Annotated in this window: 10 protein-coding genes; 4 read left to right on the top strand and 6 right to left on the bottom strand. The window is 63.3% G+C overall.

The genetic code is table 11. From position 1 onward, the window contains the following. Positions 1-19: 19 nt before the first annotated feature. Positions 20-2,035, bottom strand: coding sequence for an RNA polymerase sigma factor RpoD (gene rpoD / locus AXZ77_RS14890; RefSeq protein ID WP_098411756.1), 2,016 nt, complete (start codon positions 2,033-2,035; stop codon positions 20-22). A gap of 182 nt (positions 2,036-2,217) precedes the next feature. Then, positions 2,218-4,197, bottom strand: coding sequence for a DNA primase (dnaG, locus tag AXZ77_RS14895; protein WP_098411757.1), 1,980 nt, complete (start codon positions 4,195-4,197; stop codon positions 2,218-2,220). A gap of 375 nt (positions 4,198-4,572) precedes the next feature. On the opposite strand from dnaG, the gene AXZ77_RS14900 reads away from it, so the two are divergent. From AXZ77_RS14900 to AXZ77_RS14910, 3 genes are read left to right on the top strand one after another with little or no spacing between them, the layout of a single operon-like run. After that, a complete protein-coding gene (locus tag AXZ77_RS14900) occupies positions 4,573-6,393 on the top strand; it encodes a TadE/TadG family type IV pilus assembly protein (RefSeq protein WP_098411758.1) in 1,821 nt (606 codons plus the stop codon). Between the two features lie 16 nt (positions 6,394-6,409). Next, entirely contained in the window at positions 6,410-6,994 is a 585-nt protein-coding gene (locus AXZ77_RS14905) for a TadE/TadG family type IV pilus assembly protein (RefSeq protein WP_098411759.1), read from the top strand. Positions 6,995-6,997: 3 nt separating this feature from the next. Next, on the top strand, positions 6,998-7,669 hold the full coding sequence (locus tag AXZ77_RS14910; protein ID WP_098411760.1) for a TadE/TadG family type IV pilus assembly protein: 672 nt from the start codon (positions 6,998-7,000) through the stop codon (positions 7,667-7,669). Between the two features lie 21 nt (positions 7,670-7,690). Here the strand turns inward: AXZ77_RS14910 and AXZ77_RS14915 are convergent, their stop codons facing one another. Further along, positions 7,691-9,349, bottom strand: coding sequence for an NAD+ synthase (locus AXZ77_RS14915; RefSeq protein WP_098411761.1), 1,659 nt, complete (start codon positions 9,347-9,349; stop codon positions 7,691-7,693). A 228-nt stretch (positions 9,350-9,577) separates the two neighbouring features. Here AXZ77_RS14915 and AXZ77_RS14920 point away from each other — a divergent pair, with 228 nt between their 5' ends. Beyond that, positions 9,578-11,065, top strand: a complete 1,488-nt coding sequence (locus AXZ77_RS14920; RefSeq protein ID WP_098411762.1) for an MORN repeat-containing protein — start codon at positions 9,578-9,580, stop codon at positions 11,063-11,065. 23 nt (positions 11,066-11,088) lie between these two features. Here AXZ77_RS14920 and AXZ77_RS14925 read toward each other — a convergent pair whose 3' ends face one another. The 3 genes from AXZ77_RS14925 to AXZ77_RS14935 are packed head-to-tail and all read right to left on the bottom strand — an operon-like array spanning position 11,089 to position 13,950. Next, complete coding sequence (locus tag AXZ77_RS14925) at positions 11,089-12,615, bottom strand: cryptochrome/photolyase family protein (protein WP_098411763.1); 1,527 nt, start codon at positions 12,613-12,615, stop codon at positions 11,089-11,091. Continuing rightward, the gene (locus AXZ77_RS14930) at positions 12,608-13,306 is read right to left on the bottom strand and encodes an SDR family oxidoreductase (RefSeq protein ID WP_098411764.1); all 699 of its coding nucleotides are present in this window, start codon (positions 13,304-13,306) and stop codon (positions 12,608-12,610) included. The genes AXZ77_RS14925 and AXZ77_RS14930 overlap by 8 nt, the downstream gene beginning before the upstream one ends. After that, positions 13,300-13,950 carry an SDR family NAD(P)-dependent oxidoreductase gene (locus AXZ77_RS14935; RefSeq protein ID WP_255266514.1) on the bottom strand — a complete coding sequence of 217 codons (651 nt, stop codon included), beginning with the start codon at positions 13,948-13,950 and terminating at the stop codon, positions 13,300-13,302. Before AXZ77_RS14935 ends, AXZ77_RS14930 begins: the two co-directional genes overlap by 7 nt. Positions 13,951-14,088 lie beyond the last annotated feature (138 nt).

The raw sequence follows: 14,088 nt of genomic DNA on the forward strand, positions 1-14,088 counted from the left end.
GCGTCCTGATCGAAAGCTATTACTGGTCGAGGAACGAACGCATCTTGCGCGACCGGCTCGGGTGCTTGAGCTTGCGCAGCGCCTTCGCCTCGATCTGACGGATACGTTCGCGGGTGACCGAGAACTGCTGGCCGACCTCTTCGAGCGTGTGGTCGGTATTCATGCCGATGCCGAAGCGCATCCGCAGAACCCGCTCCTCGCGCGGGGTGAGCGAGGCCAGAACCCGCGTCGTGGTTTCCTTCAGGTTCTCCTGAATGGCGGAGTCGAGCGGCAGAACGGCGTTCTTGTCCTCGATGAAATCGCCAAGCTGGCTGTCCTCCTCGTCGCCGATCGGCGTCTCGAGCGAGATCGGCTCCTTGGCGATCTTCATCACCTTGCGAACCTTCTCGAGCGGCATCTGCAGCTTGTCGGCCAGTTCCTCGGGCGTCGGCTCGCGGCCGATCTCGTGGAGCATCTGGCGACCGGTGCGGACCAGCTTGTTGATCGTCTCGATCATGTGGACCGGTATACGGATGGTGCGCGCCTGATCCGCGATCGAGCGGGTGATCGCCTGACGGATCCACCACGTCGCATAGGTCGAGAACTTGTAGCCGCGGCGATATTCGAACTTATCCACGGCCTTCATGAGGCCTATATTGCCTTCCTGAATGAGATCGAGGAATTGCAGGCCGCGGTTGGTGTATTTCTTCGCGATCGAGATCACGAGACGCAGGTTCGCCTCGACCATCTCTTTCTTGGCCTGACGGGCTTCTTTCTCGCCCTTCTGCACCTGCTGGACGATGCGGCGGAATTCGGAAATGTCGACGCCGACATACTGACCGACCTGAGCCATCTCCGCGCGCAGGTCCTCGACCTTGTCGGCGGAGCGCTCGAACAGGGACTGCCAGGCGCGGCCCGACTTCGCCTGCATCCGCTCGGACCAGCTGGGGTCCAGTTCGTAGCCGCGATATTCTTCGATGAACTCGCGACGGTTGATGCGCGCCTGATCTGCGAGCTTCACCATGCCGCTGTCGATCGACATGATCTTGCGGTTGATGCCGTAGAGCTGGTCGATCAGCGCTTCGATCCGGTTGTTGTGCAGGTGAAGCGAGTTCACCAGCTCGACGATCTCGGAGCGCAGCTTCTGATAGGCGGCTTCCTCGGTGACCGAGAAAGAGCCATCCTCGTTCAGCGTCGCCGACATCCGCAGGTCCTGCATTTCGGCAAGCTGAGCATAGTCGCGCGCGATCAGTTCGAGCGTTTCGAGAACACGCGGCTTCAGCGCGGCTTCCATCGCGGCAAGCGAAAGGTTCGCGCCTTCGTCCTCGTCGTCATCGTCGGATTGGATCGGGTTGCCGTCCGCGTCGAGTTCGGGCTCCGATTTGCCGCTCTCTTCGGACTTCTTGCTGCCCTCGGTCGTCGCCTCGGCTCCGACGGTGGGCGGTTGGATTTCCTCTTCTTCGCCTTCGACCCCTTCGAGCGAGTTGCCGAAGGTGGTCTCGAGGTCGATCACGTCGCGCAGCAGAATTTCTTCGTTGAGAAGTTCGTCGCGCCAGATCGTGATGGCCTGGAAGGTCAGCGGGCTCTCGCAGAGGCCCGCGATCATCGTGTTGCGGCCAGCCTCGATGCGCTTGGCGATCGCGATTTCGCCCTCGCGCGACAGCAGCTCGACCGAGCCCATCTCGCGCAGATACATCCGCACCGGGTCATCGGTACGATCGAGCGTTTCCGAGCTGGTGGTCGAGACCGCGACTTCGCGCGACCCCGAAGCCGTCGTCGCGACTTCGCCGCCCTGACTGCTGCTTTCTTCCTCATCGGCCTCTTCGGCTTCGATGACGTTGATGCCCATTTCGGAGAGCATCGACATGACATCCTCGATCTGGTCCCCGGAGACCTGATCTTGCGGCATCACCTTGTTGAGCTGGTCATAGGTGATGAACCCGCGTTCCTTCGCCTCGGCGATCATCCGCTTCACGGCGGCCTGACTCATGTCGAAGGACGTCGCGTCGTCGCTCGGGGTGTCGGATTTATTGTCGTCGATGTCTTTGGCGGCCATGTGGGCTCCTCGGTCAGGGCTTGGTTGGGCTCAAGCTATGACGAAAGCGAATCATATCTCGTCTGTGTATCGAATCGCAGCGGCGAATCACAGGGGCGCGAGGGCTGTGGACATAAAGTTGATACGGAATGTGTCCACAACAATTCGCTTTCCTGCAATCCGATGGTCCGCTGCCATCCAGCTCAATGTTTCTTACGCCAGATTTCCCCGTCGATCATGGCCTGAAGCGTTGCGGACAGCGCCGCTTGATCTTCGCCCATATCGGAGGAGTCCTCCAGTTTCGATCTCTCTGCGCGATGGCGAAGCGATGCTGCTTGCGCCAGACGCCATGTCACGCCTTCGTCGGCAAGCCCCGCCAGATCCTCCATCGCATCGGCGACCTCTTCGCGCACGGCGCGAGCGGCGTCCAGCTTGGCCAGCTCCTCGGTCAGGCACATCCGCGCCAAATCGAGGTTCTCAGCGTTACGAACCGGAGGGGCAGAGCGCAAATGGGGCAGGTTCAACAGTTTTTCAAGGTCGGCCGCCATTTCCGCGTAAAGGTTTTTCGCGATTTCCGGGGCGGGCGCGGCGACATGCGCGAGCATCCGGTGCCGCAGCTGATCATGCGTCGCGTCGCGCAGCGGCACGGCTTCCAGTTCCGCCTCGAATTCCGCGATCAGCGCCGGGTGCGTGACGCAGATGCCAAGGATCATCGCCTCGCGCAGATGCTCGGCCACGTCGCTCGGCGCGGTCGCCAGAAGCGAGGAGCGCGTCTCCGGCAAGGCCGGCGGCGGCGCACCGAAGCGGCCCTTGCCGCGCTTGCCGCCGGGGCCGAAGCCACCGGGCGTGAAGCCCCCGCGCGACGCCTGCGCACCGCCCTGTGGGCCAGCCTGCGGGCCGGTGCCGAACAGCTCCCAGCGCAGGCGTTTGATCTCGTCCCCGTAATGGCCGCGAATCGAGGGATCCTGAATGCGCGCAATCGCGGCGCGCAGGCTCTTGTCCAAGGCCGCCCGGCGCTCGGGACTGTCGAAGACTTTCCCCTCGGTCTCGCGTTGCCACAGCAGCGAGACCATCGGCTTCGCCTCGGCGAGGATCGTCTCCATCGCCTCGCGGCCCTGCTTGCGGATCACGTCATCCGGGTCGAGCCCCGGCGGCATGATCGCGAACCGCACGCCCTTCCCCGCCTCCAGCAGCGGCAGCGCCAGATCGATCACCCGCAGCGCCGCGCGCAGGCCCGCCGTATCGCCATCGAGTGCGATGATCGGCTCGTCATGGATGCGCCACATCAGGCGCAGCTGATCTTCGGTGATCGCGGTCCCGAGCGGCGCGACCGCCCCGCCGAAGCCGCCCTCGACCATGGCGATCACATCCATATAGCCTTCGCAGACCACAAGCGGCGCGCCCTTGCCACAGGCTTCGCGCGCGGGACCATGATTGTAGAGCGAGCGTCCCTTATCGAAGAGCGCGGTCTCGGGCGAGTTGAGATATTTCGCCGGATCGTTCGGATCCATCGCCCGCCCGCCGAAGGCGATGCAGCGCCCGCGCGGATCGCGGATCGGGAAGATGATACGGTTGCGGAAAACGTCGAAAGGTTCGCGCCCCTTCTGGCTCTCTTTCGCAAGCCCCGCGCCCTTGATCAGTTCGTCGGAAATCCCCTTCGCCTTGAGCGCATCGCGCAGCCCCTGCCAGCCGGGCGGCGCAAAGCCGATCTCGAAGCGGTCCACGGCGGGTTTGTTCAGGCTGCGCCCGGCCAAATAGTCGCGCGCGGCACTTCCAGCCTGCGTGTTCAGATGGAGGCGGAAATACTTCACCGCCTCTTCCATCACATTGGCCAGCTCAGTGCGCAGATCAGCTTTCTCCTGCGCCATCGGATCGCGCGCAGGCATCTGCATCCCGGCCTCACGGGCGAGGATTTCCACCGCCTCCATGAAGCTCACATTCTCGGTCTCGCGCACGAAGCTCAGCGCGTCGCCCTTCGCGTGACAGCCGAAGCAGTAGTAGTAGCCCTTGCGGTCATCGACATGGAACGAGGCCGATTTTTCCTGATGGAAGGGGCACGGCGCCCACATGTCGCCCTTGGCCTGGTTCGACTTGCGCATGTCCCAAATGACCTTGCGCCCCACGACCTGAGCGATCGAGGAACGGCTGCGCAATTCGTCGAGAAATCCGGGTGGCAGGCTCATGCTCTCTATATTGTCTCCATGTGCGGCAGAGTCGAGAGGACCCGCCGAGCTACCCACAGCTTTCGGCCCCTCGGGTGGCGAAAACTTCGCGTCAGCCGAAGGCGAGAAATCCACCTCTTGAGGCGAGTTAACCTAGTTTAAACGACTCAGCCTCTAAGACGGCGCCCAGCCCCGGAAGCCCCTCAGATTGGCGACCATTTGGGAAACTATCGCGCACCCACCGCGGCATTCCACATTTAAAGCACAACAATTCCATGAAGTTAGCCACTCTTTTGCCTTAATTTCGCCGCAGGAATTATGCAGTTTCACACGGTGATTTTTGCGAGTTTTCTTCGCTGGCGGCGATGCCATCTGAAATGGAGAAGGAGGTCGGGGATGAGGGACAAAACCGAACAAAACGGCTTGGCACGCCGTATCGAAGCCGCGCGCGCCCGAACGGGGCGGTTCGCGCAGGAGGAAGATGGGGCGGTCTTCATCTTCAGCCTGCAGGTTTTGATCGTGCTGATGGTGATTGGCGGCATCGCGATTGATTTCGCGCGCCAGGACGAACGCCGTACGCTCATCCAAAGCTCGCTCGACCGAGCCGCGCTGGCTGCGGCCAATCTTGATCAGTCGCTCGACCCCGCGACGGTGGCGAAAGATTACCTCTCCACGAGCGGCCTCGATTATCTCAACATCGAACCCCAGGTCGAAGAGGGCGCGCAGAAGGAATATCGCCGCGTCGCGATGACGGCGACGGATGACATGCCGACGATCTTCGGCGACCTCATCGGCTTCGGCGTCAAATCCTTCCGCTCCAACACAGCCGCCAAGGCCGAGGAATCGATCGGCAATGTCGAGATCTCGATGGTGCTCGACGTCTCCGGCTCGATGGGACAGACGGATTCCGGCTCCTATTACGGCGAAACGAAGATCGCCTCGCTGCGCGATGCCGCGACGAATTTCACCAAAAAGATGTTCGAGAACGTGCAGCCCCCGGACGCGCCTCCCGGACGCCTTTCGATCTCGATCGTGCCCTATAACCAGCAGGTCTCGCTCGGCTCCGATCTGGCCGCGGCGTACAACCTGTCGACCGATCACACCTGGAACACCTGCGCCGACGTGCAGCTTCAGGGGTTCAACAGCGTGAGCCTGCCGACCTCCGGCCTGCAGCGCACCATGTACGGCTGGAGCTACGACTTCGTCGGCCAGGGCTATTCGGTCTATAAGTCGCTCTCGGAATCCGCCGAGAACTGCTACGAGCACAGCTATTCCCAGGTCATGGCGTTCGAGGACAACGAGACTGATGTCCTCAACAAGATCTCGACACTGCGTGCAGGTGGCGACACCGCGATCGACATCGGCGCGCGCTGGGGCTTCGCGCTGCTCGACCCTTCGGCCAAACCGGCCGCCACTGCGCTGGTCGAGAAGGGAACGATCTCCTCTGATGTGGCCGATCGCCCCTTGCCCTATCCTACGACCGGTTTGAGCGTCGACGAACGCTCGATGAAGGTGATGATCCTGATGACCGACGGTCAGAATACGCGCACCTTCTCGACGCGGATGCAGTACCGGACCGGAAAATCAGGCCTGTATTCGATAGAAAATTCGGCGGCGTTCAATGACGACAGCACGACCATGTCGAAAATGTACTGGTTCTCGCAACAGCGCGACGATGCGGGGCAGAAGCCCTATTACTCCTTCGCCGACCGCAACTGGTATGCGCCCGAGGAAATTGGCGAGACGATCGCCACGAAGGTCTATGAAACCAAGTGTTACACGGACTGGCGGGGGCGCGAGCGCTGCTACCAGGATTCGCATTACGAATACCAATTCGTGCCGCGGGACCTGTATGCGATCGACTGGAGCACCGTCTGGAGCAAGGGCTGGTCGCTGCAATACGTGATCCAGACCTTCCTCCTGCCGCCGCGCCAACGCCTCGACCCGCAGGAATCCGTGGCTTCGATCTATGACGAGATGGCGATCTCCTCGATGTTCTCGGAGAAAGACAAGAACCTGCACGACGTCTGCAAAGCCGCGAAGGACAAGGAGATCACGGTCTTCACCGTGGCCGTGGATGCGCCCCAGAGCGGCAAGACGGCACTCGCGGATTGCAGTTCGGGTCCGAGCTACCAATACGACGTCGACTCCGCCAATCTCGCGGATGCGTTCTCCTCGATCGCGACGCAGATCTCGACCCTGCGCCTGACCAATTGATGAGAGGGCGTGGCGTATGAAGCTGAGGCTGAAACATAAACGTGCCTTCGTGAAGGCGGAAGACGGGGCGGTGACGATCCCGGCCCTGCTCTGGATCGTGTTCCTGATCTTCTTCATGTTCGCCGGGATCGAGCTGGGCGTGATCTTCATCAAGCAGACCCTGCTGACCCGCGCGACCGAAGCCACGGGTCGCATCGTCCGCATCGGCAACTATGCCAGCATCGACGAAAAGATCCTGCGCCACGAAATCTGCAAACAGGCAGGCTTCTTCGGGAACACCTGCATGAACCGGGTCTCTGTCGAGATGTTCCAGGTGGACAAGACCGACTGGACCTCCTCCATCGCGAACCACCCGGTGCGCTGCGAGGATTTCTCGGACGTGACCAAGCCACCACCCGCAGGCACGCTGGAAACCGCAGCAGCCGATCAGCTGATCCTCGTGCGCGTCTGCCTGCGCGAGAAACCGATGCTGCTGGAAGATTTCATCGCACAGGCGTTCCTCAGACAATCGCCGGTGGGCCAGGATGGCGATTACGCCCTGGTCGCGACGACCGCGATCGTGATCGAACCGGCGGTGGCCTCCGCGACGGGAGGGACCTGAGCCATGATCATGGAGAAGATGCGCAGCTTGCTCCGCCGCGTCCGCGATGACGAGACCGGCTCCATCCCGATCGAAGGGCTTCTGGCCTTCATCATGCTGTCGGGCTGGCTGATGCTGTCGATCGAAATTTATGACGTGTTCAAGATCCGTGGCGCTGCGACCCGCGCCAATGTGACGGTCTCGGACCTGATCTCGCGCGAGAAAGACCCGATCGGCCCGAAATACGTCGCGGGCATCAAGCAGGTGTACGATTTCACGACCGGCAATCATGACCCCTCGCGCAGCTGGATGCGCGTCACGCTGGTGAGTTGCTGGGACGATCCGCAAGATCTCGGCCACGCCTGCAACGACCCCACGGAAGGCAGCGACGCGAAGAAAGTGAAGCTGACCGACTCCTACGCAACGGGGCTGGCGGAAAAATATACGCAGGAGGCGCTCGATCTGGAGGCGGACCGCATTCCGATCCTCGCGGCGGGCGATCAGGCTCTGATCGTGGAGACCTCCTACGCCTATGACCTGCCCTTCAAGCTGTCCGAGGCTTACAAGGCCTATCTCACATCAATCGGCAAAGATCCGACGAAGCATTTCGTGGGTTTCCACAACGCGATCTCGTTCGACAACTTCATCGTCACCCGCCCGCGCGTCGGACGGCTGACATGGCTCGACGATCACTGAGACGCGGCGAGAGCGCCGCTCTCAGCCGTGGTCGCGCCAGCGATTGACGATCGGATAACGGCGATCCAGCCAGAACGCCTTGCTCGACAGGCGCGTGCCCGGCGCGGATTGGTGGCGCTTCCATTCCGAGATATAGAGCAGATGCTCGACCTTCTTGATCGTCTCGCGCTCGTAGCCCTCGGCCACGAGATCGGCGACCGAGGCGTCGCGCTCCACCAGACCTTCGAGGATGCCATCGAGCACCGGATAGGGCGGCAGACTGTCCTCGTCCTTCTGGTCGGGACGTAGCTCCGCAGACGGCGGTTTGTCGATGATCTCGCGCGGGATCACCTCGCCTTCCGGGCCCTTCATCCAGTCGCGGTAGTTCGCATTGCGCCAGCGGCAGGTCTCGAAGACGCGGGTCTTGTAGAGATCCTTGATCGGATTGTAGCCGCCCGCCATGTCGCCATAGATCGTGGCATAGCCCACAGCCATCTCGGATTTGTTGCCGGTGGTCAGAAGCATCTCGCCGAACTTGTTCGACAGCGCCATAAGCATCACGCCGCGCAGGCGCGACTGGATGTTTTCCTCGGTCACGTCAGGCTCGGTGCCCTCCATCAGATGCGCGAGCGCATCCGAGACCGCATCGCGCGCCCCGTCGATCCGCACCGTATCGAGCCGCATCCCCTGCCGCTTTGCCAGGTCGGCCGCGTGATCGAGCGAGCCCTGCGAGGTATATTCTGAGGGCAGCATCACGCAATGCACCGCCTCCGGCCCCAGCGCATCCGCCGCGATCGTCGCGACCAGCGCGGAGTCGATCCCGCCCGACAGGCCGAGCACGACCTTGGAGAAGCCCGACTTGCGCAGGTAATCGCCCAAGCTTTCGACCATGGCGCGGTAATCCTGCTCCCATTCCGAGGACTGCGGATCGTCACGGCCCGCAACGCAGGCCCAGCCCTCGTCGTCACGCTCGAAATCGACATGGTCGATGATCTCGTCGAAGGGTGCGAATTGCGCGGCCAGTTGCCCGTGACGGTTCAACACGAAGCTCGCCCCGTCGAAGACCTGATCGTCCTGCCCACCGACCGAATTGAGATAGGCGAGCGGCAGCCCGGTCTCGACCACGCGCGCAACCATATGGGTCATCCGCACGTCGAGCTTGCCCCGATGATAGGGCGAACCGTTCGGCACGATCAGGATCTCTGCCCCGGTCTCGGCCAGCGTCTCGGCCACGTCGGGGTGCCACGCATCCTCGCAGATCGGGGTGCCGACCCGCACGCCGTTGATCGCATAGGGCCCGGAGATCTGACCGGTATCGTAGATGCGATACTCGTCGAAAATCCCGTGATGCGGCAGATCGTGCTTGAGCATCCGTGCGACCAGCGCGCCGTCTTTCCAGACCCAATAGGCGTTATACTGCCCCTGCTCGGTCCAGTAGGGCCCGCCGATGCCCAGCGCCGGACCATCGGTGATCCGCGCACCCAGCGCCTCCATCGCGGCGACCGCGTCGCGCACGAAAGCGGGCTTCGCGATCAGGTCCTGCGTCTGGTAGCCGGTCAGGAACATCTCGGGCAGCACGACCATGTCGGCGCCCGCGCGCTTGCCCTCTTCCCAGGCGGCGAAGGCCTTCTCGGCATTGGCCTCCAGCGCGCCCACGGTGGGGTTGAGCTGGGCCATGGTGAGGCGGAAACGATCGGCCATAAGCGTCCTCGGGGCTGTTATCGCCCTCTCATTTAGCAGAAAACGCTGGGGTGAAAAGGGGATGGCTGCCCTGCATTTGCCGCCCCTCTCCGACGCGACCGCCCCGACACGCTCCCCTGCCCGCTTGTCAGGCTACCCCCGCGCAATTAACCTTTCCTCAAGCACGGCAGAGCGCGAATCCACGCGCTCGCGAGACCGGAGCACAGGCAGCACCATCAGGGGGCACGCATGGCAGGCGCGCAGCTTCGCATCGCGACATTGGCAGTTCTGATCGGCTGGACCGCGCAGATCGCTCCGGCGCAAGAGGTCATCACCAAGCAATACGATGACGGCGGCCTCTATGAGGGCACCTTCACCGATGGCAAGCAGGACGGCTATGGCAGCTACAAGCTGCCCTCGGGCTATGAATACGAAGGCCAATGGGTGATGGGCGAGATCAAGGGCAAGGGCCGCGCGCGCTTCCCCAACGGCTCGATCTACGAGGGCGAGTTTGACCACGGCAAACCCAACGGCAAGGGCAAGATCACCTTCGCCGACGGCGGCACCTATGAGGGCGACTGGCTCAACGGTCAGATCACCGGCACCGGCACCGCGCATTACGCCAACGGCTCGGTCTACGAGGGCCAGTTCCGCAACGCGATGCATGATGGCAAGGGCACGCTGGAGAGCGCGAACGGCTATCGCTACGAGGGCGACTGGCTGGGCGGCGTCAAGCAGGGCAACGGCAAGATCACCTATCCCGACGGCTCCACCTATGAGGGCCAGATGGCGCATGGCCAGCGCGACGGCACCGGCACGCTGACGATGGCGGACGGGCTGACCTATGTCGGCGACTGGAAGGCCGGCCAGATGAACGGCCGCGGCAAGCTGACCCAACCTAATGGCGATGTCTATGAAGGCCAGATGGTCAACGGCAAGCGCCACGGGAACGGCAAGGTCACCTATGCCAATGGCGACACCTACGAGGGAGAGTTCCTGCTCGACAAGCGCCACGGCACCGGCACGTTCCGCGGCAAGGACGGCTATGTCTATACAGGCCAGTGGAAAGAGGGCCGGATAGAGGGTCAAGGCAAGGTGCAGTACCCCGACGGCTCGGTCTACGAGGGCAGCTTCAAGAATGACCTGCCCGACGGTCAGGGCAAGATCACCTATCCCGACGGCTCCAGCTACGAGGGCGGCTGGGCGCATGGCGTCATTCAGGGCACCGGCACCGCGCGCTACGCGAACGGGCTCGTCTATGAGGGCGAGTTCAAGAACGCGCGCAATGACGGGAAGGGCAAGATGACCTACCCGGACGGCTACAGCTACGAGGGCGACTGGGTGAACGGGCAGCGCGAGGGCCAAGGCACCGCGCGCTATGCCGATGGCACGACCTATGAGGGCGCCTTCAAGAACGGCCAGCGCGACGGGACCGGCAAGCTGACCATGCCCGATGGCTTCACCTATGAGGGCGAGTGGCGCAACGGCGCGATCGACGGGCAAGGCCGCGCGACCTATGCCAATGGCGACACCTATGTGGGTAGCTTCTCGAATGGCAAGCGCGAGGGGCAAGGCACGATGACCTACGCCTCCGGCACGGTGGCGAGCGGCGAATGGTCGAACGACAAGCTGCAGGACACCAGCGCCCCCGCGACCCAGCCCACGCCCGATGCCAGCGCCGAGACCCCGCCAGCCCCGGCGAACGAACCGGCCACGGCGGAGCCTTCCGCGAACTGATCTGCTTTACTGGGCCGAGCGCGTTACAACGCCTCGCCCTTGTCGAGCTTTGCGAGCACCGCCTCCGCGGTCTTCAGCTTGGCGTCGCGCGTCTCTTTCTTCTGCTTGTCCCAGTTACGATAGACGAGCCCCATACGCGGATTGCCCTCGAAGCGGTCGCGATGCCGGTCTAGGAAATGCCAATAGAGACTGTTGAACGGGCACGCTTTCTCGCCCTCCTTCGCCTTCACGTCATAGGCGCAGCCCGCGCAGTAATCCGACATCTTGTCGATATAGGCGCCCGAGGAAATGTAGGGCTTCGAGGCCACCACCCCGCCATCGGCGAACTGGCTCATCCCCGCCGTGTTCGGCGCCTCCACCCACTCATAGGCGTCGATATAGACCGCGAGATACCAATCCTGCACTTGGCGCGGGTCGATCCCCGCGAGCAGCGCGAAATTGCCCGTGACCATCAGACGCTGGATGTGATGGGCATAGGCCAGATCGCGGGTCTGCCCGATCGCGGCTTTCATACACGCCATTTCCGTCTCGCCCGACCAGTAGAACCACGGCAGATCGCGCTTGTGGTTCAAGGCGTTGCGCGAGGTGTAATCGGGCCCCTCGCGGAAATAGATCCCACGCATATATTCGCGCCAGCCGAGGATCTGCCGGATGAACCCTTCCACCGAATTGATCGGCGCATCGCCCGCCTTGAAGGCCTCTTCCGCGGCCTTGCAGACCTCCAGCGGCGAGAGCAGCCCGAGATTGATGCACGACGACAGGATCGAGTGATGCAGCAGCCGATCCTCGGCCAGCATCGCATCCTGATAAGTCCCGAAGTCGTGCAGATTATGGGCGATGAAATGCTCCAGCGCGCGTTCGGCCTGCGCACGGCTGACCGGCCAGTTGAACGCCTCGAGCGATCCGAAATTGTCCGGGAATTCCGCCTCGACCAAATCGAGCACCTCCTGCACCAGCGCATCCTTGCGGAAGGTCGGCGCGGGCTCGCGGAACAGGTCGGGCTGGGCGGGCTTGCGGTTTTCCTTGTCGAAATTCCACTCACCACCCGCCGGATCGTCGCCTTCCATCAAGAGCCCCGTCTCGCGGCGCATCTCGCGGTAGAACCACTCCATGCGCAATTCCTTGCGCCCCTCGGCCCAGTCGGCGAAGCGTCTCTCGGAGCAGATGAAGCGGTCGTCGGGCAGTTGCCGGATCTTGAGCGGCGCGCTCTCGAAGGCCTGACGCAAGCGCCATTCGCCGGGCGCGAGCGTCACCACCTCCTCGGCCCCCTCTTCCTCGGCGCGGCGCGCGAATTCGCCCACCAGCGAGCCCGCATTGTCGTCGTCGGTCAGCTTCGTGTAGCGAACCTGCCAGCCGTCGCGCTCCAACTCGTCGGCGAAGCGGCGCATGGCGGCGAAGGTCAGGGCCAGCTTCTGCTTGTGATGGCCGGTATAGGTCGCTTCCTCGCGCACCTCGGCCATGACCACCACATCCGCGTCCTTGTCGCCGCAGCGCAAAGCCGCGCCATCATGGCTCAGCTGGTCGCCCAGCACCGCGATCAGCTTAGTCATAGATCATCTTCCGGGTCATACCGCCGTCGACGACCAGCACCTGTCCAGTCACGAAGCCCGCGCCCGCGAGGTAGAGGACGGCCTCGGCAATGTCCTTCGGCGCGCCCACGCGGCCCACGGGAGGCTGCGCGTGATCGTCTTCGCTCAAGGCCTCACCGCTCGAATTGATCCAGCCGGGCGCGATCGCGTTCACCCGCACTTCCGGCCCGAGGCTCACCGCCATCGCATGGGTCAGCGACGTGACGCCGCCCTTCGCTGCCGCATAGGCGAAGGTATCGGGCTCGGATTGCAGCGCGCGGGTCGAGGCCATGTTGACCACCGCCCCCTGCCCCTTGCGCAAGGCGGGCAGAGCCTCTCGGGTCATCAGGAACGTGCCCGTCAGATGCGGATCGATCCACCTGTGCCACGCCTCCAGCGTCAGATCCTCCAGCGGTCCGCATTCGGGATTAGCCGGACCGCCATTGTTCACCAAGAGATCGAGCGTCTCAAACCCGGCCTCCGCGACCGCAGACCGAATATCGTCTTCGCGCCCCAGATCGCAGCGGATCGCCTGTAAGGCTTCGCGCGGCTCCAGCGGGCCGATATCCAGATCGAGCGCCGCGACCTGCCAGCCGCGATCCAGCAGCGCTTCGGTGATGGCGCGGCCGATCCCGCGCGCGGCGCCGGTGACGATGGCGTTTCGGGTTACCATGGGATCTCCTTGCCTGCGTAGTCGTAGAAACCGCCCGATTGCGCGGGCGTCAGCGCGCCTAGCACATCCAACAACCGGCGCGCGGCGTGTTCCGGGGCGAGCTTGTCGCGCGGGTAATCGGCGGTAAAGGGGGTGTCGACCGTGCCGGGATGCAGCGCCGCGATAACGAGCTGCTTGTGAGAGCGCCCCAGCTCGATCGCCGCGCCGTGCAGCAGCTGGTTCAGCGCCGCTTTCGAGGTTCGATAGCTATACCAGCCGCCCAAGCCGTTATCCCCGATCGAGCCAACCCGCGCCGAGAGCGCCGCAAACCGCGCGGGCCGGTCGCGGGGCAACAGGCGGGCGGCATGTTTCAGCACCAGCGCCGGGCCCATCGCATTCACCGCGAACTGGTTCTGCATTTCCTCGGGCGTCAGCTGCGACAGCGCCTTTTCGGGCGTGCCAAGCGCGCCGGAGGCCACGAAGATCAGATCGACCGGCCCGTCGATCCCGCGCAGACCCGCCGCGACCGAACGCTCATCCGTCGCATCGAATCCATCGCGCGACCGCGACATCCCCATCACCGCGAAGCCGCGCGCTTCCAATTCGGCGCGGACCGCCGAACCGATCCCGCCCGTATCTCCGATCACGATTGCCTGACCCGCCACCTTGTCCTCCGTCATATGCGCCCAAAGGCTACGCGCCCCCGCCGCGAGCGGTTCCTTTTTTGCTTTTCATTTATCACTTGGCGCCTATAGTGCCCCTCATGACACGGGTTAAGCATATTCAACTCACCGCAGCCGGGG

This window comes from Thioclava sp. ES.031 (genome assembly GCF_002563775.1).
GTDB lineage: Bacteria > Pseudomonadota > Alphaproteobacteria > Rhodobacterales > Rhodobacteraceae > Thioclava.

Bases quoted from the DNA above. Each gene is read 5' to 3' on its own strand.
- rpoD (WP_098411756.1), bottom strand. From the start codon at position 2,035: ATGGCCGCCAAAGACATCGACGACAATAAATCCGACACCCCGAGCGAC.
- dnaG (WP_098411757.1), bottom strand. From the start codon at position 4,197: ATGAGCCTGCCACCCGGATTTCTCGACGAATTGCGCAGCCGTTCCTCG.
- AXZ77_RS14900 (WP_098411758.1), top strand. From the start codon at position 4,573: ATGAGGGACAAAACCGAACAAAACGGCTTGGCACGCCGTATCGAAGCC.
- AXZ77_RS14905 (WP_098411759.1), top strand. From the start codon at position 6,410: ATGAAGCTGAGGCTGAAACATAAACGTGCCTTCGTGAAGGCGGAAGAC.
- AXZ77_RS14910 (WP_098411760.1), top strand. From the start codon at position 6,998: ATGATCATGGAGAAGATGCGCAGCTTGCTCCGCCGCGTCCGCGATGAC.
- AXZ77_RS14915 (WP_098411761.1), bottom strand. From the start codon at position 9,349: ATGGCCGATCGTTTCCGCCTCACCATGGCCCAGCTCAACCCCACCGTG.
- AXZ77_RS14920 (WP_098411762.1), top strand. From the start codon at position 9,578: ATGGCAGGCGCGCAGCTTCGCATCGCGACATTGGCAGTTCTGATCGGC.
- AXZ77_RS14925 (WP_098411763.1), bottom strand. From the start codon at position 12,615: ATGACTAAGCTGATCGCGGTGCTGGGCGACCAGCTGAGCCATGATGGC.
- AXZ77_RS14930 (WP_098411764.1), bottom strand. From the start codon at position 13,306: ATGGTAACCCGAAACGCCATCGTCACCGGCGCCGCGCGCGGGATCGGC.